We start from the raw sequence: 17,671 nt of genomic DNA, 5'->3' as shown, positions 1-17,671 counted from the left end.
TTCTCGGAGCTTCACGGGCTCCGTGGCATCTGGCTCTCTGTCTCTGCCTGGGTCTCTGTGTGGGTCTCTGCCTCAAACGATCTCGTCGTCCGCCCGCGGACACGAGGGAGCGTGCTCCCGAGTGCGTGGTGGAGCGGGCTACACCACAACGGCCACCCACGGGTGACATCGCCGACACCACAGCCGGCCCGCACCACTGCCAACAGCGCGGAGTTGGCCGCGCAGGAACCTGACTCCGCTCATCACCCACCCTCGGAAACGGGTCACCTAGGCTGGCGAAGTGACTGATGAGCCGGAGCGGGTGCAGCCGTCGGGAGTGTGGGCCACGGCGGTGGGGGTGGCCAGGGTGCGTGCGCTGGAGAGCGAGCGGGAGGACGCACTGTTCCGCGACCCACTGGCACGGGCCTTCGCCACCGCCGGCGGCCTATGGCCCTCCTCGCCGTCACTGCCCGATGACGAGGCCGCGCGCCGCCGCCGACTGGCCGTGTCGTTCTCCATCGTCATCAGGACGAGGTTCCTCGACGACCTCTTGCGGCAGGCCGCCGCGTCCGGGGTGCGGCAGGTCGTGCTGCTCGGCGCCGGCATGGACAGCCGGGCCTTCCGGATGGACTGGCCCCAGGGCACCCGGCTGTTCGAGGTCGACACCGCCGTGCCGATGGACTTCAAGGCTGCGGTACTGCGCCAGGAGCGGGCCGTCGCGCGCTGCGAGCGGATCACCGTCGCGGTGGATCTGCGCGAGGACTGGCCCGCCGCGCTGGCCGCCGCAGGGCACGACCCGTCGGCGCCGACCGCGTGGGTCGCCGAAGGGCTACTGATCTATCTGCCCCAGGACGCGGTGGAGTTGCTGCTGTCCCGGATCAGCGCGCGTTCGGCGGCAGGCAGTCGGATGGGACTGACCTTGGGCTCGCGCGGCGTGATCGAGCGCTTCGGTGCGGACGCCGTGCCGGGATCGGCGGCGTCCATGTGGGTCTCGGAGATGCCCGACGACCCGGTGGGCTGGCTGGCCGGACATGGCTGGGAGGCAGACAGCCACACCCTGCGCGAGCGCGCTGCCGCCTACGGCCGTCCGCTCAACACCCCACCGCGGCAGGAGGAGCGGCCTGGCGGACTGATCTCGGCGGTCCGCCGGTGAACACGAGGCAGCTGCCTTCACTTGATGGTGGACGTGCGTCTGTAGGGCACCGATTCGGTGCCCTACAGACGCTGCGGAAGCACGCCATCACCGCGGTCGGCCGTCGCCGACAGAACAGACCGACGACCCAACGCCCCTGACTTACCAGGCGACAGGCAGCTCATAGATGCCGTACGCCTGCGAGTCCTCCTTGAACTTCAGCTCGGACAGGTCGGCCGCCAGCCGCAGCGTCGGGATACGGCGGAACAGGGTGCTGAACACGACGTGCAGTTCGATACGGGCCAGCTGCTGGCCGATGCACTGGTGCGGTCCCCAGCTGAACGCCATGTGGTGTGCGGCCTTGCGCGCGAGGTCGAGCTTCTCCGGCTCGAGGAAAGCCTCCGGGTCCCAGTTGGCCGCCGGCAGAGCGGCGATGACACCCTCCCCCGCCCGGATGGTCTCGCCGTCGATCTCAATGTCCTCGACGACCGCCCGTCGGGCGAGGAGGTGCGGGATGGTCAGGTACCTCAGTAGTTCCTCGACCGCGTTCGCCACGAACTTGGGGTCGTCGGAGCGCTCCCGGAGAGCCGCCAGCTGATCCGGGTTCTGCAGCAGCAGCGCGGTGCCCAGGGTGATCATGTTGGCACTGGTGTCATGGCCGGCGACGAGCAGGATGTGGCCCAGCGGAGCGGCCTCCCCCATGGTCAGGTCCCCCGCCCTGACGCGTTCGGCGAGGTCGGAGAGCACGTCCTCACCGGGGTCGTCCATCTTGGCCTCGATGAGTCCGGAGATGTACTGGCGCAACACCCTCGTCGTCTCGGCGGCCTCCTCGGCGGTCTTGAACCGGGCATTGGTGACCCCTGCGTGCTCCTGGAAGAAGTGGTGGTCCTCGTAGGGCACACCGAGCAGAGCGCAGATCATGAGTGACGGAAGCGGCAACGACAACGCCTCGTTGAGCTCGGTCGGGTTGGGTCCCGCGAGCATCTCGTCGATGAGGCCGTCGGTGATGTCCTGGATCTCGGGACGCAGCTTCTCCATCCGGTGCCGGGTGAAGGAACTCGTCAACATACGGCGCCAGCGCTGGTGTTCGGGCCCATCGGTGTTGTTGATCGACGGCTGCATCTCGGCTGCGTGAGCCTTCATCGCCTCCGTCGTGTGCGGATACCCGGGCGCTCCGATATTGGCGCTGAGCCGCGGGTCGGCCAGCAGTTGGCGCTGCGCGGCGTAGGTCGTGGCCACCCAGGGGGTACTGCCGTCCCAGGTCTCGACCCTGCGCACCGACTTGTCGGCGTCCTGCAGCTCCAGCAGCCCGGGCGGCGGCGCGAAGGGGCACTCGGACGCCCGGGGTGACGGGTATGTGGGATGCGCCCCGGTCACTCCGGCACTCGCCACGTTGTCGGCCATGTCCGCACTCCTCTTCTCTGACTGCCCTGTCGGACGACGATGAGCCACGCATCGGGACGACCCGCCGGGATCTCCGCCGGCCCTGAACCGGCGTCACCGCATCGCGCGTACCACGAACCTTACGTCGACCGATCGGTACAATCAATGCAAGTGAAGGGGTGGAATACGACCCCACAAACGGACTCCGAATACCGACGGAAAGCGGTCGGCAGAAAGCGCGTAGGGGCAGCGCGGAGACCATGACCTCCGCCCTGCCCCTACGCACGACCCCCTACGCAGCTCAGGCCCAACTCAGCTCAAACCCTTCGCAGCTCAGGAACTGGCAGCTCCCGGCTTCTCCTTGAACTGGTGCCCGAGAAAAGCCCCCGTCCACGCCATGAGGTCCGAGGGAACGTAGTAGCCGTCCTCGTCGTTGATCGCGTCCCAGTTCTTGACGACATCCTCGACCGTGGCAAGTCCGCCGTCATGCACGTAACCCGGCGTGGAGGCGATGAAGAAGCGTGCGAACCGGCCCGCTCCGGCAGCGTAGATCTCCCCGTTGACCGGGCATTCCTCGTGCGCGAGGTACGCGACCAGGGGCGCCACGGCCTGCGACGGCATCCCGGCCTGCTGAGCCGCCGCCTCCGCCGCGGCCTCGTCCTCGATACCGCCCATCCTGGTCAGGGCCGCCGGGGCGATCACGTTCACTTTGATCCCGTGAGGTTCGCCGGCCAGCCGCGCGCTGCGGGCCAGTCCGATGACTCCGCCCTTGGCAGCCGCGTACGAGAGGTTGTTGTCGAGGCCGAAGAGACCGGCCGACGACGTCAGCACGACACGGCCGTAGCCCTGTTCGACGAAGTGCGGCCAGGCGGCCTTCATCGTGTTGAAGGAACCGATGAGGTGGACGTCGAGGTGGCGTTCGAGGTTGTCGGCGTCGACCTCCGGCAGCCCGGCCCATCTGATGATGCCGGCGTTGTTGATGACGACGTCGATGCGTCCGAAAGCGTTCAACGCGGTGTCGATGATGGCCTTGCCGCCCGCCTCCGTGGAGACGTCGTTGGTGTCGGCGACGGCCTGGCCGCCCGCCGCCACGATGGCCTCGGCGACCTTCTGTGCGGGGGCGGCGTCCGTGCCGTCGCCGTCCATCGCTCCGCCGAGATCGTTGACGACGACTTTCGCTCCTCGCTCGGCCAGCAGTCCGGCATAGGCGCGACCGATGCCGCGCCCCGCGCCGGTGACCACGACCACGCGTCCTTCGAAGTTCAACTCGCTCATGGGTGACTCCTGTTGTGCTGCTGTAGTGCGGCGCCGCCCCGGACGACAAGTCCTGTGTGCCGCGCCGCCGAACTGAAGAACGTTCTGACGAACGATGAATGCGGTGTCCCTGCCCGCCCGGCCGGGCCCGTGTCACTCCTCGATGTGAATGGCGAGCGCGGGGCATACGGCCGCCGCGTTGCGGACGTCGTCCGCGAGGTCGGCAGAGGGATTCCCGTCGAGCAGGATGACGATGCCGTCCTCCTCTCGCTGATCGAAGACCTCGGGGGACGCGGCCACGCACTGTCCGGCCGCGCAGCACTTCTCCTCGTCGATGAGTACCTTCATGACACCTCTCCGGGCGACTCGGGGAACCATTGGATTCAGGGGACGGAAACGGATGCGGTGATGCTGTCGACGACCTCTTGGCGGCGCATGCGTGTCTGCTTGGGCATGTTCCAGCCCAGTACTCCGGTCACGGCTCCGCCGCTGGTGTAACGGACGACGAAACGGCGGCCCGTCACATCGCCTTCGACGACCTCCGCCTCGGCGTCCGCCGGGAGCAGGCCGTGGACCTGCAGCTTCGCTTCGAACTGGTCGGTCCAGAAGTAGGGCACCGGGGCGTACGCCCGGTCCTCGCCGAGGATCACGGCGGCGACGGCCGCGGCCTGTTCGGTGGCGTTCGTGCGGTTCTCCAGCCGCATCAGCCGGTTGTAGCTCTCGTGGTGGAACCGGGCCACGTCACCGACCGCGTAGATGCCGTCCGCCGCGCGGCACCTCGCATCGCAGACGATGCCGTTGTCCAGCGTCAGGCCGCTGTCGTCGAGCCACTGTGTCGCCGGAGTCGCTCCGATGGCGACGACCACGACATCGGACGGAAGGACCTCGCCGCTGCTCAGTCGCACACCGGTGACCCGGCCGTCCTCGCTGAGCAGGCCCGCGACCCCTGAGCCCAGACGCAGGCGCACACCGTGCTCGTGATGGAGGCCGGCCAGCAACTCGGACACCATGGGGCCCACTTGCAGGGCCATCGGCGCGGCCAAGGGACCCACGAGGGTGACGTCCAGCCCCAACGTGCGCGCGGTTGCCGCGATCTCCGAGCCGAGTACACCCTCGCCGACCACGACGAGCCGGGATCCGGGCCGCAGGTCAGCCTTCAGTGCCACGGCGTCGTCGAGTCCGCGCAGCGTGTACACACCGGCGATGCCTTCCTGGCCGGGAAGGGCGCGCGCCCGGACCCCGGTCGCGAGCACGACGACGTCCGCGGACAGTTCGCGTCCGGAGGTCGTACGCACGGTCCGCGCGGCCACGTCGAGGGTGGTCGCGGCGTCCCCCAGCACGAAATCGGCGTCGAGGTTCGCGATGACCTCGGCGGTGCGCAGTGCCGCGCGCTGCGGTTCCCAGGCTCCGGCGAGGACCTGTTTCGACAAGGGGGGCCGGTCGTACGGCGCGTGCACCTCGTCGCCGAGCACGTCGATGGCTCCGGTGTATCCCTTGCGCCGCAGCGCTTCCACCGTGGTGAGGCCGGCCGCCGAGGCTCCGACCACCAGGATGCGTCCGGGGCCGGTCATGCGCTCCCCCGTGCGGTCGCCGGGCCGGTGGACGGCCGGTGACCGTCACCCTGGCGGTCACCCCGGCCGCCGTGCTCCACCCTCATAGCTGTCTCCGATGCAGTTCGATCCGGTCGCTTCAGTTGTTGCGAACAGTCGGGACCCCTTACGTGAGGTACCTGCCGCCGTTGGTGCTCAGGGTCTGTCCGGTGACGTAACCGGCCTCCTCCGACGCCAGGTAGGCCACGGCGTAGGCCACGTCCTCGGGGCGGCCGGCGCGCTTCATCGGCATGGTCTCCGCAACTGCTTCGACGTCGACGGGCCCCTGACGCACCAGCGGGGTGTCGATGAAGCCGGGCGGCACGTGGTTGACCGTGATGCCCGTACTGGCGTACTCGATCGCGAGTGCCCTGGTCAGGCCGATGACCCCGCCTTTGGATGCCGCGTAGTGCGCCATGGCCGGTGCCCCGGTCTGCGCGGACGAGGACGAGATGTTGACGATCCGGCCCCAGCCCGCGTCGAGCATGTCGGGCACCAGTTCCCGGGTCACCAGGAACGGCCCCTTGAGGTTGATGCCGACCATGCGGTCCCAGGCGGCTTCGGTGATGTCGGTGAAGGGCTGATAGGCAGTCACCCCCGCGTTGTTGACCAGGACGGTGACGGGCCCCAGTTCCTCGCGGGTGCGCGCGGCGGCCTCGGCGACCGCGCCGGCGTCGGCGGCGTCTCCCCCGATCGCGATCGCGGTGCCGCCCGCTTCCTGGATGGCGGCGGCGGTCTTCTCGGCCCCTTCGTCATTCAGGTCCCATACCGCGACGGCCGCACCCCTGGCGGCCAGGACTTTCGCGACCGCTTCCCCGATGCCGCGGGCCCCGCCCGTGACGACGGCGACCTTTCCCTGCAATGACATGCGTGCTCCTCATGTGCGTGGCGCCCCGCGGCCGGACCTCCGACGGTCCCGCTCACGTGGCAGATGGTTCGTCCCCGGGCGTTCATCCCTGAGCGGCGGACCCGACGCCCGGTGGAGCGTCGGGTGCCGCGTCAGTCGGGAAGCGCCTCTCGGGCGGCGTTACGTGCCGCCGTCGCCGCCGGGAAACCGGCGTAGCCCGCGGCGTGGTAGATGACTTCGGCGATCTCGTCCCTGGTCAGGCCGTTGGTCACGCCGATTCTGAAGTGGGTCCTGAGCTCACTCTCGGCGCCCAGCGCGATGAGGATGCCGAGCGTGACCAGACTGCGGTCCCTCGGCGCAAGACCCTCCCGGGCCCACAGGGAGCCCCAGACGCTGGTCAGGCCGATGTCGACGAGTTCTTCACCGAGACGTCCGTCCCGCAGGTCGATGTCCCCTTCGGGGAACACCCCCGGCAGCGCGTCCCGCATGGCTTTCCACCCGGCGCTGCGCAGCGCGGCCGGCTCTTCGGCGTCCTTGGCCGTCATGTGTGACTCCTGGTTCGCACGGCTCTGTGTCTCCCCCGATGGAAAGTTAGACCAATCGGTCGGTATAATCAACGGCCAGGACAGCGGATACCCGCCACCCCTTGTGGGACGGGCCGCACCGGACACCACACGGGCCGCGCTCCGCCCTCGAAACCGCCTCTCCGTGGCACGAGCATTGATCGATCCAAGGGCCTGCTCTACTCTCGCCCTGAAGATTCGATCGATCGGTCGAAATAACAAACTCGGGCTCACGCGGGCGGAGCAGCCCCCTGTTCACAGTGGAGGGCAGATGACCAACACGAAGACGACATCCTCAGCACCCGAGAGCCGGGGTGACGCGGACGAGGTCCTGGATGTCGTGGTGATCGGTTCAGGTGTCACAGGCATCCTTCAGCTGCATCTGGCGCGGGAGGCCGGTCTCACCGCCAAGGTGCTGGAGGCCGGCAGCGGCGTCGGTGGTGTCTGGTACTGGAACCGCTACCCCGAGGCCCGCTTCGACTCCGAGAGCTACAGCTACGGCTACCTCTTCTCCAAGGAGCTGTGGGAGGAGTGGGAGTGGTCGGAGCAGTACGCGGGGCAGCCGGAGATCGAGCGCTACTTCAACTACGTGGTCGACCGCTTCGACCTGCGGAAGGACATCGTCTTCAACGCGAAGGCGGACTCGGCCGTCTACGACGAGCCGACCGGCACCTGGACCGTGACGGCCGAGAACGGCACGACACTCAGGACACACTTCCTCGTCGCGGCCACCGGGAACCTGTCCGTTCCCTTCATTCCCGCCATCGAGGGCCGCGAGGTCTTCCGCGGCGAACAGCACCACACCAGCCGCTGGCCCAAGCAGCCCATCGACTTCACGGGCAAGCGCGTGGCCCTCATCGGAACCGGCTCCAGCGGTGTCCAGGTCGTACCGGCCATCGCCGACGACGTCGCCTCCCTGACCGTCTACCAGATGAAGGCGGACTGGGTCACACCGCTCAACAACCGGCCCATCACCCCCGACGAGCAGGCACGGCTCAAGGCCGACTTCGAACAGATCCGCGCCACCCTGACCAGCTCGCCCAGCGGATTCCTGCACGCCATCAACCCGGCCAGCGGAGCGGACGTCGGCCCCGAGGAACGCCAGGCGTTCTACGAGAAGATGTGGAACAGCCCCGGCTTCACCAAACTGACCGAGCACTACCGGGACATGACGTACAACCCGGAGATCAACTCCGAGTGGTGCGCCTTCATGGCCGGGAAGATCCGCGGCATCGTCGAGGACCCGGAGACCGCGAAGAAGCTGATCCCCGAGGACGGTGGCTACGGCGCCCGGCGCCCTCCGTTCGGCACCGGCTACTACGAGGCGTACAACAAGCCGGCCGTCTCGCTCGTCTCCCTCCCCGAAGAGCCCATCATCCGGTTCACCGAGACCGGCGTCGAGACCTCGCGGGGGCTGCGCGAGTTCGACATCGTCATCTGGGGCACCGGTTACGACTTCGGCACCGGCGCGCTCAACCGGCTGGGGGTACGCGGGCGGCAGGGTCTGCCGCTGGAGGAGTACTGGGCGGACGGTCCGCGCACCTATCTCGGTGTCGCCACCGCCGGTTTCCCCAACTTCTTCTTCCCCGGCGGCCCGCACGGCGCTCTCGGCAACAACCCCCGGTACGCCGGCGACCAGGTGGAGTTCACGCACGACGTCCTGATGCACGCACGGGACCACGGACATGACGTGATCGAGGTGAAGGCGTCCGCGGAGAAGGAGTGGACGGACCTCATGAACAGCAGCGACAACCTGTCCATCTTCCAGAAGGCCAGCTATTTCTACGGCTCCAACATCCCCGGCAAGGCGGTCAGCCAACTGCTGAACCCCACCGGGCGGTGGAAGCTCCAGGAGCTGATCCGCGAGGTCGAGGGGAACGACTTCAACACCTTCGACCTGTCGAGGTCGGACCAGCCTCCCGGTGCTTGAGCGCGTACGAAACGACGGTCGGCCGATGCGAGTCGGCCGACCGTCGTCGAGGGGGGCGTGCCCTTCTCCGTAAGGGAGTTGGTCACGGCAGGAACGTGGTCACCCTGCGCTGGAAACGCCACTCGCCGTCACGGCGGCGGAGCACGTCGTCGTAGCGGCCGACCAGCCGGACCGCCCAGCCGGATTCATCGCGCTGGAAGAAGGCCAGGTTGCTGACGGCCGACGCCTCGTCTCCGGTGACCGACGTGACGACGGTGTTGGCGACGAGGTGCAACTGCGGCTGGGTGGGCGAGAAGCCGGCGTATCCGGCGCGTATCGCCTCGTGCCCCTCGAAGGTTCCGACACCGGTGATCTCGGCGACGCCGTCGGGCCAGAACAGCTCGACGAGGTCGTCGACCCGGTCGGCGTCCAGCGCCTGCGCGTAGGCGCCGATGGCGCTCTGCACATGGGCGGTGGTCGAGGCCTCGGTTGCTGTGGTCATCTCGGACTCCCGAAAAGTGAGGGGCCGGGCCCGTCGGTCGAGTGGACCGGGCCCGGCGGGTGGGGGATCAGGCCTGGTAGGTGGTGGACCGGCGGTGGAACAGCCACACCCCGTCCATCTGGCGCAGCGTGTCCACGTACCGGCCGGCGATCTGCACGGTCCAGGCCGCCTCTCCGCGCTGCAGGAACACGACATCGCTCGTCGCCGTCGCCTCCTGTTCCGCGGAGACGGTGACCACGGTGTTGCTCACCAGATGGAGCTGGGGCTTCGTCGGCTCCCAGCCCTTGAAGGCCTGACGGATCGCGTCCCTGCCCCGGACGGGTTCGATGCCCGGGACCTCCAGGACCGCGTCGGGTGCGTACAGTCCGGCGATTTCGTCGGTACGCCCGGCGTCCTGTGCCTGGGTGTGTGCGCCGATGGTCGCTCGTACGCCTGCGACGACCTCGGCGTAAGGGGTTTCACTCATGGACGGCTCCAAGTGCTGACAGATAGCTGCAGGCCCAGGTCTACCGTATTTCGACCACTCAGTCTATTGCTCCGGCGGGAAAGCCGACCGGCATCACCGTGCCATATTCAGGGATTCATTGACCGACCGGTACATAGTCCTTAGCATGGCGAAGACAGTCGACAGGGACGTCGGCAGAGGAGGCGTTTTATCGTGACGAAGCGTTGGAAGCAGCGGCCGCCCGGTTCGACGTGGGGCGACTGGGGTGACGACGACGAGCTGGGGCGGATCAACCTCCTCACGCCGGAGAAGGTGCTGGAGGGTGTGCGCGAGGTCGAGCACGGCATCGCCTTCAGCCTGAGCCTGCCTCTCGACTATCCCGGCGGCTCGGCGATGAACCAGCGCCGCTACCCGCCGATCCTCAGGCCCACCGAGGACCTGCAGCACAAGCAGGACGTCTTCTACAACGTCGTGGCCAGCGAGCAGATCAGCCCGGACCTGATCGACGTGTGGTCCGACGACGTGGTCACCCTGTGGCTGCAGTACTCGACCCAGTGGGACTCCCTGGCCCATCAGGGGGCCGAGTTCGACGCGGACGGCGACGGCGTCGCGGAGCCGGTCTACTACAACGGCTACCGGCCCGGCACCGACCTGGTCGGCCCCGAGGAGGACGCCAAGGGCGACGGCAGCGGCAGCAAGGCCTTCGCCCGCCGTCTCGGGCTTGAGCACATGGCCGAGCACGGGGTGCAGGGCCGGGGCGTGCTGATCGACATCGCGCACCACCTGGGCACCGGGTACCAGCCGGTCTCCTTCAAGCAGTTGCAGGAGATCATGACGGCGGACAACGTCGTCGTGGAGCCCGGGGACATGCTCCTGCTGCACACCGGGTTCGCCACGCAGATCCTCGCCTGGGGGAAGAATCCCGACCCGGTCGCGATCCACCAGACCGCGCCCTATCTGGACGCGGACGACCCCGAACTGCTGCGGTGGATCGCGGATTCACAGATCTCGGCGCTGATCGCGGACAACTACGCCGTCGAGGGCGTGGGCGTCACCCAGGCGCAGGGGCCGCACACCCTGCTCCCCATCCATCACCTGTGCCTGTTCAAGCTGGGCGTCCCCCTGGGCGAACTGTGGTACCTCAAGGAACTCGCCGCCTGGCTGCGTGAGCACCACCGCAGCCGCTTCCTGCTGACCGCTCCCCCGCTGAACCTCCCCGGAACGCAGGGCAGCCCCCTGACGCCGGTGGCGACGGTCTGACGCACCACGGGCGGACTGTCCCCGCACACACGCCGATGCCCCGGAACCCGGGTTCCGGGGCATCGGCGTGTGGACGTCTACGCGTGTCGGCGTGTCAGCTCTCCCGAGAGGCCGGCCGCAGCGGTTCCGGACTGGCGTTCCTCCTGACCGCAAGAAACTCACGCATGCGGTCTTCGAGGTCGTCGAACCGGTGGCCCGGCTTCGCGAAGCCCAGGAAGAGGGTGGCGCAGTACTCGCGGGAGAGGTACTCGGCGTCCCACTCACCGTCGGGCTTGATCCACTGGTACGTGTGGTTGTGCAGGTTCAGGAACTGCAGGGTGGCCAGTCGCGGATCAAGTTGCCGGAAGGCCCCTTCGTCCATCGCCGCGACGAGCAACTGCTGGACCAGGTCCTCGAACTCGCGGCGCTGCGTCATCAGACGCGTCCGGTTGACGCCGTGCAGATTGCGGTAGTCGTGCTCGTACACCCAGACATGGTCCAGCCGGGCCAGAATGTTCTCCAGCAGCGTCTGCGACAGCATCCTGAGCCGGATGAGCGCGCCCTCCTCCAGGGAGGCGATGCGGTGCGCGCTGGCCAGCATCGGACCCATCACGCGGTCCTGAATCTCGACGAGGAGCTGTTCCTTCGAGCCGATGTAGTAGTAGAGCGCGCCTCTGGCCAGCCCGGCGGCCTCGCCCACCTCTGCGATGCCGGTGGCCGCGTACCCCTTCTTGGCGAACAGGGCGGCCGCCCGGTCGATGATCTCCTGGCGGCGGATCTCGTAACCCGGCCCATGTCCCGGTGGTCTAGGCATGGGTCAGCATGTTACGGCCTGGGACCACGGCCGCCACCAGCGGCATCACGCGCCGGGCGGTCGCCCGGCGCGCTGTCGCGGCGTTTCGGCTCAGACGGCGGCGATACGACGGACGGTGTCCGCGATCGTGTCGCGTGAGGGCAGCCAGACGCGTTCCAGGGAGGGCGCGTACGGGGCCGGAACCGGGGGCGGGGCCACCCGTGTGACGGGGGCGTCCAGGTGCCAGAACCCCTCGTCGACGGCGAGGGCGGCCAGTTCGGCGCCGACGCCGAAGTCCCGTACCGCCTCGTGGGCGATGACCAGGCGGTTGGTCTTGGCGAGGGAGGCGAGGACGGTCTCGCGGTCCAGCGGGGCGATCGTGCGCAGGTCGATCACCTCGACGTCGATGCCTTCGGCGGCGAGCTGTTCGGCGGCGGCGAGGCAGTCCTGCACCATGCGGGACCAGGAGACGAGGGTGACGTCGGTCCCCTCGCGGGCGATTTTGGCTTTGCCGAGCGGGATCAGGTGGTCGGCCGCGGGGCGGGGGCCCTTGAGTCCGTACTGGAGACGGTTCTCGACGAAGACGACCGGGTTCGGGTCCTGGATGGCAGCCCGCAGGAGACCGTACGTGTCGGCCGGGTTGGACGGCATGACCACGGTCAGCCCTGGGATGTGCGCGAGGAGGGCCTCCAGGCTCTGCGAGTGCTGGCTGCCGGAGGAGCGGCCGGCGCCGAACTGGGTGCGCACGACCAGCGGCATGGAGGCGCGTCCGCCGGTCATGAAGCGGAGTTTGGCGGCCTGGTTGAGCAGCATGTCGAGGCAGACGCCGATGAAGTCCATGTACATGATCTCCACGACGGGCTTCATGCCCGCCATCGCCGCCCCCACCGCCGCACCGAGGATCGCGCTCTCGCTGATCGGGGTGTCGCGGACCCGTCCGGGGAAGGTCTGCGCGAGTCCCCGGGTGAGGCCGAAGACGTTGCCGCCCGCGCCGACGTCGATGCCGGCGATGAACACCGCCGGATCCGCGGTCAGTTCGTGCTCCAGGGCGAGACGTACGGCGTCCATCGAGCGGAAGACCTCCGCGTCGGGGGGCAGGGGTGCCGGTTCCGGCACGGCCGGGCGCGGGGCGGACACGAAGTCGTGGAGGGTCCCGGGGTCGGGTTCGGGCAGGCTCCTCGCCCATTCCACGGCCGACTCGATCTCCTTGTCGATCTCCTCGTCGACCGCGTCGACGAGCGGCTCCTCGACTCCCGCGTCGGCGAGGCGCCGCCGGGCCACCAGCAGGGGGTCGCGTTCCTTGGCGGCGGCGACCTCCTCCGGGCTGCGGTAGCGCTCGGGGTCGCCCTCGTAGTGCCCGTGCCAGCGGTAGGTCTCCGCCTCCACGAGGACCGGGCCGCCGCCCTGCCGTATGCGCTCCACCACGTCGTTCATCATCCCGGCCACGGCCAGGACGTCGTTGCCGTCGACGTGGGCGTATCCGATGCCGTATCCGGCGGCGCGGGCCGAGAGCGGCGCGCGGTGCTGCTCCGAGGCGGGCGAGAACTCGGAGTAGTGGTTGTTCTCGCAGAGGAAGACGACGGGCAGGTCCCATACGGCGGCCAGGTTGACCGCCTCGTGGAACATCCCCTGGGCCACCGCGCCGTCGCCGAAGAACGCCACCACCACATCGCCTGCGGCCCGCAGTTTGGCGGCGGTGGCCACTCCTGCCGCGATGGGCAGGCCCGCGCCCACGATGCCGTTGGCGCCGTAGATGCCCAGACCCGGATCGGCGATGTGCATGGAGCCGCCGCGGCCGTGACAGGTTCCGGCGTCCTTGCCCATGAGTTCGGCCATCATCGAGGCCGTGTCGAGGCCCTTGGCCAGGACGTGGCCGTGGCCGCGGTGGGTGGAGGTGATGCCGTCGCTCTCGCGCAGGGGCCAGCACGCGCCGACCGCGCTGGCCTCCTGACCGATCGACAGATGAAGGAAGCCCGGAATCTCGGTCGCCTTGTACAGTTCCGACGCCCGCTGCTCGAAGCGGCGGATTCGGCGCATGCGACGGTACATTTCGAGAAGTTGTTCCGAGTGGGTGGATTGCTCGCCGATTATCTGCGGTGCCAAGGTCATGTCAGTCCTCGCTACACTCACGCAGGCAATGCATCTGAGGCACGGCCTGTGCTGCCTTTTTTAATGTACTGATCACTCAAGGGAGAGAATCGGATGGCAAGGCCGCCGGGGCACGGTCCCGGCTTCGAGGTCAGGCGCCAGAAGATCATCGACACGGCTGCCGAGCTGTTCGCCCGCCAGGGCTATGCGGCGACGTCCGTCAACGATCTGGGCCGGGAGGTCGGGCTTGCCAAGGGGGCGCTGTACTACTACATCGTCTCCAAGGAGAACCTGCTGATCGAGATCCAGTCGCGGGTGATGGTGCCGCTGCTCAAGCGGGCGCGGCAGATCACGGAACTCGACGAGACGCCGTTGGTGCGGCTGCGCCTGCTGTCCGAGTCGCTGCTGACGATCATCTTCCACCGGCTCGACCACATCTGGGTCTACGAGCACGACTACCGCAACCTCAGCGGGGACGAACTGGGCCGACTCCTCGGCCAGCGCGCCGAGTTCGAGGGGCTCGTCTCGGGGCTGCTCGCGGAAGCCGCGGACGAGACCGCCGTACGGACGAGCCACACCCGCCTCGCCACCCTGCAGTTCCTCAACCTGCACAATCACACCTACCAATGGGTGCGGACCGATGGGCCATGGGGTCCGGCCCTCCTCTCGCGCGAGTACTGCGACACCCTGTTCCGCGGTTTCGGTGCGACCGACAGCGCTTTGGACGCCGCCGAGGAGAGGGCCGAGACGTTCAAGCGTGAGCGGCCGGACCTCCCGCTCGACCCCGAGGCCGAGTGGGCGCCCGTCACCGTGGGAGGCTGATCCGCTCCGCGGCGGGGCAGCCTCCGGCAGTGCATCGGCCCGGCCCTCACCCGCGCTTGACCAGCGCCTTGGCGATGACATTGCGCTGGATCTCGTTGGTGCCCTCGCCGATCTCCAGGATCTTTGCGTCCGCGTAGAAGCGGGAGATCTCGGATTCACGCATGTAGCCGTAGCCGCCGTGGATCTGCAGTGCCTGGGAGGCAGCGCGGTTGGCGACCTCGGAGGCGTACAGCTTCGCCATCGCGGCCTCCGTCGCGTGCGGACGGCCCTGGTCGGCGAGCCATGCGGCGCGGTAGACCATCCACCGCGCGGCCTCGAACTCCGTACCGATGTCCGCGATCTTGTGGGCGACGGCCTGGAAGGCGGAGAGCGGACGTCCGAACTGCTCGCGTTCCCTGGCGTGCTGGACGCCCAGGGTGAGTGCGGCCCTCGCCAGTGACATGCTCAGTGCGGCGACGCTGATACGGCCCTTGTCGAGCACGGACAGGAACTGGCGCAGTCCGCCGCCCTCTTCGCCGATCAGATGGTCCTGGGGAATGAGGCAGTCGGTGAAGACGAGTTCCCGGGTGTCCATGGCGTGCCAGCCGAGCTTCCTGAGCTTGCGTCCGACGGTGTAGCCGGGTGTGTCCGTCGGCACGTAGAAGGTCGCGAACTGCTTGCGGCCCTCGGCGTCGTGGCCGGTCCGCGCGAGCAGGGTCACGCCCTGGCTGATGTCCGTGCCGGCGTTGGTGATGAACATCTTGGTGCCGTTGATCACCCAGCCGCCGTCCGTGCGGTGGGCCGTTGTGGTGATGCCCGCCGCGTCGGAGCCGGCACCGGGCTCGGTGAGCCCGAACGCGCCGATGGCTTCTCCGCGTGCCAGGGGTGCCAGCCACCGGTGCTTCTGCTCCTGGGTGCCGTAGGCGAGCAGGGGCAGGGTGGCAATCGTGGAGTGGGCGTTCCAGGAGGAGGCCACCGACTGGTCGGCGGCGCCCAGTTCCTCCATCACCGCCACGTAGGACACCATGTCGGATCCGGCGCCGCCGTACTCCTCGGGCACCAGCATGCCCATCAGGCCCAGTTCGCCGAGCTTGGTGAAGATGTGGGTGGGGAACTGCTCGTTCTCGGACCACTCGGCCGCGTGCGGGGCGATCTCACGTGTCGCGAACTCGCGGACCATGTCCTGCAGTGCCCGCGTCTCCTCGGGCAGGTCGAAATCCATGTCACAGTCCCTTCGGGGTCAGCAGAACCTTGAGGTGGGAGGCCCGGTCGGCGGCCAGGTCCGCGAAGGCGCCGACACCGTCCTCCAGCGAACGCCGCCCGGTCAGCAGGGGGGAGGCGTCCAGGCGCCCGGTGCTCATCAGATCGATGACGCGCGGGATGTCGAAGGTGTAGCCGAGGGTGCCGAGCAGGGTTCGCTCGTAGAAGACGAGCTGCCCCATCTCGATCTCGACGCTGCCGTGGCCGACCCCGGCCAGGACGACCCGGCCGCCGCGCCGCACGGTGGCGACCGCCTGGGCCGCGAGCGCCGCCACGCCGGTCGCGTCGATCACCGCGTCCGGGCCGATGCGTCCGGTTCGCCGGAACACCTCACGGCGTACGTCGGTCTCCCGGGGGTCGAAGGCCTCGGTGACGCCGATCTCCAGCAGCTTCTCCCGGCGCTCCTTCAGCGGCTCGCTCACATAGAGCCCGGCCGCTCCCGCGAGGCGGGCCGCGAGCACCACGGCGAAGCCGATCGGGCCGCCGCCGACGACGAGGACGGTGTCGCCCGGTCGTATCCCTGCGCGGGCCACCGCGTGCAGGCCGACGGCCAACGGCTCGGCCAGGGCCGCCATTTCGTCGCTGACGTTGTCGGGCAGGCGGGTCAGTCCGGCCAGCGGTACGGTGACGCGCTCGGCGAACCCTCCCGGCGAGGCCAGTCCCACCGATCCACTTCTGGGGCAGATGTGGTACTCGCCACGTGCACACCAGTAGCAGACGCCGCATCGCCACACCGGGTCCACTGCCACCCGGTCGCCGACGGCGATGCCCGGTGTGTCGGTCCCCAACGCCATTACGGTGCCGCTGAGTTCGTGTCCCAGCGCCAGGGGCGGCTCCGCTCCGGTGAGCGGGTGCGGCGCGGTACGGATCATGTGCGGGCCCTCAAGGAACTCGTGCAGGTCCGTGCCGCACACGCCGCACCAGGACACCTCCACGACGGCCTCGTGGGGCCGCGGTTCCAAGGGCTCGGGCACCTCTTCGAGTCTCAGGTCCCGTGCGCCGTGCCAGCGCAGCGCCTTCATGCCGAACCACCCTTCTCGTCGTCGCTGTCGTGCACCGGGTTCTCCTCGCGTACGGGGCCCTGTTCGTGCGCCGGACCCTGTTCATGCGCTGGGCCCTGTTCGTGCGCTGGGCTCTTTTCGTGCACTGGGCCGCCGAAGCTCGCCTTTCCCGGGCCGTGGTCGAGGAACGAGCGGAGTCCGGTGGCCGCGTCGCGCGTGCCGAAGACGCCTGTGAACAGGGCCCGTTCCAGGGCGAGGCCGGTGCCGATTCCGGCGTCGGCTCCCTGGTCGACCGCTTCCTTGATGGCTTCCAGAGCGGCAGCCGGTCCCTCCGCAAGACGGTGGGCATAGGCGAGGGCGGTGGCGTAGACCGAATCGGCCGGTACGACCTCGTCCACGAGCCCGATCCGCAGCGCCTCGGCAGCCTTCACCTGGCGGCCGGTCATCAGCAGGTTCTTGGCCTTCGCGGGGCCGAGCAGGCGGGTGAGCCGCTGGGTTCCGCCGGAGCCGGGCATGATGCCGAGCCGGACCTCCGGCTGGCCCAGTACCGCGTTGTCGGCCGCCACCCGGTAGTCGGCACAGAGCGCCAGTTCCAGACCGCCGCCCAGCGCATGGCCGGTCAGCGCCGCCACCACCGGCATCGGCAGGCGGGCGACGTCCTCGAAGGTCCGCTGCAGTGCCCGGTTCCAGCCGCGGACCTCCTCCGGCCCCATCGCCGCCAGCGCGTTGATGTCCGCGCCGGCGGCGAAGAGCCGTTCACCGCCGTAGAGCACGACGGCCCGTACGTCGCGGGCGTCCGCCAGCTCGCGCGCCGCGGCTGCCAGCTCCCGCCGCTGGGCGGAGTCGAAGGCGTTCATCGGCGGATTGACCAGGCGAAGTACGACCA

At 68.9% G+C, this 17,671-nt stretch carries 16 protein-coding genes and 1 pseudogene; 4 read left to right on the top strand and 13 right to left on the bottom strand.

Annotated elements, in window-relative coordinates; all coding sequences use genetic code 11:
• Nucleotides 1-280: 280 nt before the first annotated feature.
• Nucleotides 281-1,132, top strand: coding sequence for a class I SAM-dependent methyltransferase (locus tag ACZ60E_RS04725; protein ID WP_469438063.1), 852 nt, complete (start codon nt 281-283; stop codon nt 1,130-1,132).
• 141 nt (nt 1,133-1,273) lie between these two features.
• Here the strand turns inward: ACZ60E_RS04725 and ACZ60E_RS04720 are convergent, their stop codons facing one another.
• The 6 genes from ACZ60E_RS04720 to ACZ60E_RS04695 form a co-directional block, all read right to left on the bottom strand.
• Nucleotides 1,274-2,515 (bottom strand): cytochrome P450, encoded by a 1,242-nt coding sequence (locus ACZ60E_RS04720; protein ID WP_469438061.1) that lies wholly within the window; start codon nt 2,513-2,515, stop codon nt 1,274-1,276.
• 312 nt (nt 2,516-2,827) lie between these two features.
• Complete coding sequence (locus tag ACZ60E_RS04715) at nt 2,828-3,769, bottom strand: SDR family NAD(P)-dependent oxidoreductase (RefSeq protein ID WP_469438059.1); 942 nt, start codon at nt 3,767-3,769, stop codon at nt 2,828-2,830.
• 132 nt (nt 3,770-3,901) lie between these two features.
• Nucleotides 3,902-4,096 (bottom strand): ferredoxin, encoded by a 195-nt coding sequence (locus ACZ60E_RS04710; protein ID WP_384798146.1) that lies wholly within the window; start codon nt 4,094-4,096, stop codon nt 3,902-3,904.
• Nucleotides 4,097-4,131: 35 nt separating this feature from the next.
• Nucleotides 4,132-5,319: an NAD(P)/FAD-dependent oxidoreductase gene (locus tag ACZ60E_RS04705; RefSeq protein ID WP_469438057.1), complete on the bottom strand. Its 1,188-nt coding sequence runs from the start codon at nt 5,317-5,319 to the stop codon at nt 4,132-4,134.
• Between the two features lie 145 nt (nt 5,320-5,464).
• On the bottom strand, nt 5,465-6,205 hold the full coding sequence (locus ACZ60E_RS04700) for an SDR family NAD(P)-dependent oxidoreductase (RefSeq protein WP_384798141.1): 741 nt from the start codon (nt 6,203-6,205) through the stop codon (nt 5,465-5,467).
• A 131-nt stretch (nt 6,206-6,336) separates the two neighbouring features.
• Nucleotides 6,337-6,729 (bottom strand): carboxymuconolactone decarboxylase family protein, encoded by a 393-nt coding sequence (locus ACZ60E_RS04695; RefSeq protein WP_384798138.1) that lies wholly within the window; start codon nt 6,727-6,729, stop codon nt 6,337-6,339.
• 289 nt (nt 6,730-7,018) lie between these two features.
• Between ACZ60E_RS04695 and ACZ60E_RS04690 the strand changes: the two genes are divergently transcribed.
• Nucleotides 7,019-8,677, top strand: a complete 1,659-nt coding sequence (locus ACZ60E_RS04690; RefSeq protein ID WP_469438053.1) for a flavin-containing monooxygenase — start codon at nt 7,019-7,021, stop codon at nt 8,675-8,677.
• 82 nt (nt 8,678-8,759) lie between these two features.
• Here the strand turns inward: ACZ60E_RS04690 and ACZ60E_RS04685 are convergent, their stop codons facing one another.
• Entirely contained in the window at nt 8,760-9,158 is a 399-nt protein-coding gene (locus ACZ60E_RS04685) for a nuclear transport factor 2 family protein (RefSeq protein ID WP_453790576.1), read from the bottom strand.
• A gap of 67 nt (nt 9,159-9,225) precedes the next feature.
• Entirely contained in the window at nt 9,226-9,624 is a 399-nt protein-coding gene (locus tag ACZ60E_RS04680; protein WP_469438051.1) for a nuclear transport factor 2 family protein, read from the bottom strand.
• 192 nt (nt 9,625-9,816) lie between these two features.
• On the opposite strand from ACZ60E_RS04680, the gene ACZ60E_RS04675 reads away from it, so the two are divergent.
• Entirely contained in the window at nt 9,817-10,863 is a 1,047-nt protein-coding gene (locus tag ACZ60E_RS04675; protein WP_469438049.1) for a cyclase family protein, read from the top strand.
• 94 nt (nt 10,864-10,957) lie between these two features.
• On the opposite strand, the gene ACZ60E_RS04670 is transcribed toward ACZ60E_RS04675, so the two are convergent.
• Nucleotides 10,958-11,656, bottom strand: a complete 699-nt coding sequence (locus tag ACZ60E_RS04670) for a TetR/AcrR family transcriptional regulator (protein ID WP_469438047.1) — start codon at nt 11,654-11,656, stop codon at nt 10,958-10,960.
• 90 nt (nt 11,657-11,746) lie between these two features.
• Nucleotides 11,747-13,672, bottom strand: a complete 1,926-nt coding sequence (locus ACZ60E_RS04665) for an alpha-ketoacid dehydrogenase subunit alpha/beta (protein WP_469438045.1) — start codon at nt 13,670-13,672, stop codon at nt 11,747-11,749.
• Between the two features lie 165 nt (nt 13,673-13,837).
• Here ACZ60E_RS04665 and ACZ60E_RS04660 point away from each other — a divergent pair, with 165 nt between their 5' ends.
• A complete protein-coding gene (locus ACZ60E_RS04660) occupies nt 13,838-14,545 on the top strand; it encodes a TetR/AcrR family transcriptional regulator (protein WP_469438043.1) in 708 nt (235 codons plus the stop codon).
• A 46-nt stretch (nt 14,546-14,591) separates the two neighbouring features.
• On the opposite strand, the gene ACZ60E_RS04655 is transcribed toward ACZ60E_RS04660, so the two are convergent.
• The 3 genes and pseudogenes from ACZ60E_RS04655 to ACZ60E_RS04645 all read right to left on the bottom strand — a co-directional run.
• A complete protein-coding gene (locus ACZ60E_RS04655; protein WP_469438040.1) occupies nt 14,592-15,746 on the bottom strand; it encodes an acyl-CoA dehydrogenase family protein in 1,155 nt (384 codons plus the stop codon).
• A gap of 1 nt (nt 15,747) precedes the next feature.
• A complete protein-coding gene (locus ACZ60E_RS04650; protein WP_469438038.1) occupies nt 15,748-16,806 on the bottom strand; it encodes an alcohol dehydrogenase catalytic domain-containing protein in 1,059 nt (352 codons plus the stop codon).
• 134 nt (nt 16,807-16,940) lie between these two features.
• Nucleotides 16,941-17,642 (bottom strand): annotated as a pseudogene (locus ACZ60E_RS04645) (enoyl-CoA hydratase/isomerase family protein); the annotation flags it as partial.
• Between the last annotated feature and the right edge of the window lie 29 nt (nt 17,643-17,671).

This window comes from Streptomyces sp. NPDC102514 (assembly GCF_055584525.1).
The sequence above is the reverse complement of the archived record's forward strand: the minus strand, read 5'-3'. Positions and strand labels throughout refer to the sequence as shown.

What these genes read in the sequence shown, in the direction of transcription:
- ACZ60E_RS04720 (WP_469438061.1), bottom strand. Translation starts at nt 2,515, where the DNA reads ATGGCCGACAACGTGGCGAGTGCCGGAGTGACCGGGGCGCATCCCACA.
- ACZ60E_RS04715 (WP_469438059.1), bottom strand. Translation starts at nt 3,769, where the DNA reads ATGAGCGAGTTGAACTTCGAAGGACGCGTGGTCGTGGTCACCGGCGCG.
- ACZ60E_RS04710 (WP_384798146.1), bottom strand. Translation starts at nt 4,096, where the DNA reads ATGAAGGTACTCATCGACGAGGAGAAGTGCTGCGCGGCCGGACAGTGC.
- ACZ60E_RS04705 (WP_469438057.1), bottom strand. Translation starts at nt 5,319, where the DNA reads ATGACCGGCCCCGGACGCATCCTGGTGGTCGGAGCCTCGGCGGCCGGC.
- ACZ60E_RS04700 (WP_384798141.1), bottom strand. Translation starts at nt 6,205, where the DNA reads ATGTCATTGCAGGGAAAGGTCGCCGTCGTCACGGGCGGGGCCCGCGGC.
- ACZ60E_RS04695 (WP_384798138.1), bottom strand. Translation starts at nt 6,729, where the DNA reads ATGACGGCCAAGGACGCCGAAGAGCCGGCCGCGCTGCGCAGCGCCGGG.
- ACZ60E_RS04690 (WP_469438053.1), top strand. Translation starts at nt 7,019, where the DNA reads ATGACCAACACGAAGACGACATCCTCAGCACCCGAGAGCCGGGGTGAC.
- ACZ60E_RS04685 (WP_453790576.1), bottom strand. Translation starts at nt 9,158, where the DNA reads ATGACCACAGCAACCGAGGCCTCGACCACCGCCCATGTGCAGAGCGCC.
- ACZ60E_RS04680 (WP_469438051.1), bottom strand. Translation starts at nt 9,624, where the DNA reads ATGAGTGAAACCCCTTACGCCGAGGTCGTCGCAGGCGTACGAGCGACC.
- ACZ60E_RS04670 (WP_469438047.1), bottom strand. Translation starts at nt 11,656, where the DNA reads ATGCCTAGACCACCGGGACATGGGCCGGGTTACGAGATCCGCCGCCAG.
- ACZ60E_RS04665 (WP_469438045.1), bottom strand. Translation starts at nt 13,672, where the DNA reads ATGCGCCGAATCCGCCGCTTCGAGCAGCGGGCGTCGGAACTGTACAAG.
- ACZ60E_RS04660 (WP_469438043.1), top strand. Translation starts at nt 13,838, where the DNA reads ATGGCAAGGCCGCCGGGGCACGGTCCCGGCTTCGAGGTCAGGCGCCAG.
- ACZ60E_RS04655 (WP_469438040.1), bottom strand. Translation starts at nt 15,746, where the DNA reads ATGGATTTCGACCTGCCCGAGGAGACGCGGGCACTGCAGGACATGGTC.
- ACZ60E_RS04650 (WP_469438038.1), bottom strand. Translation starts at nt 16,806, where the DNA reads ATGAAGGCGCTGCGCTGGCACGGCGCACGGGACCTGAGACTCGAAGAG.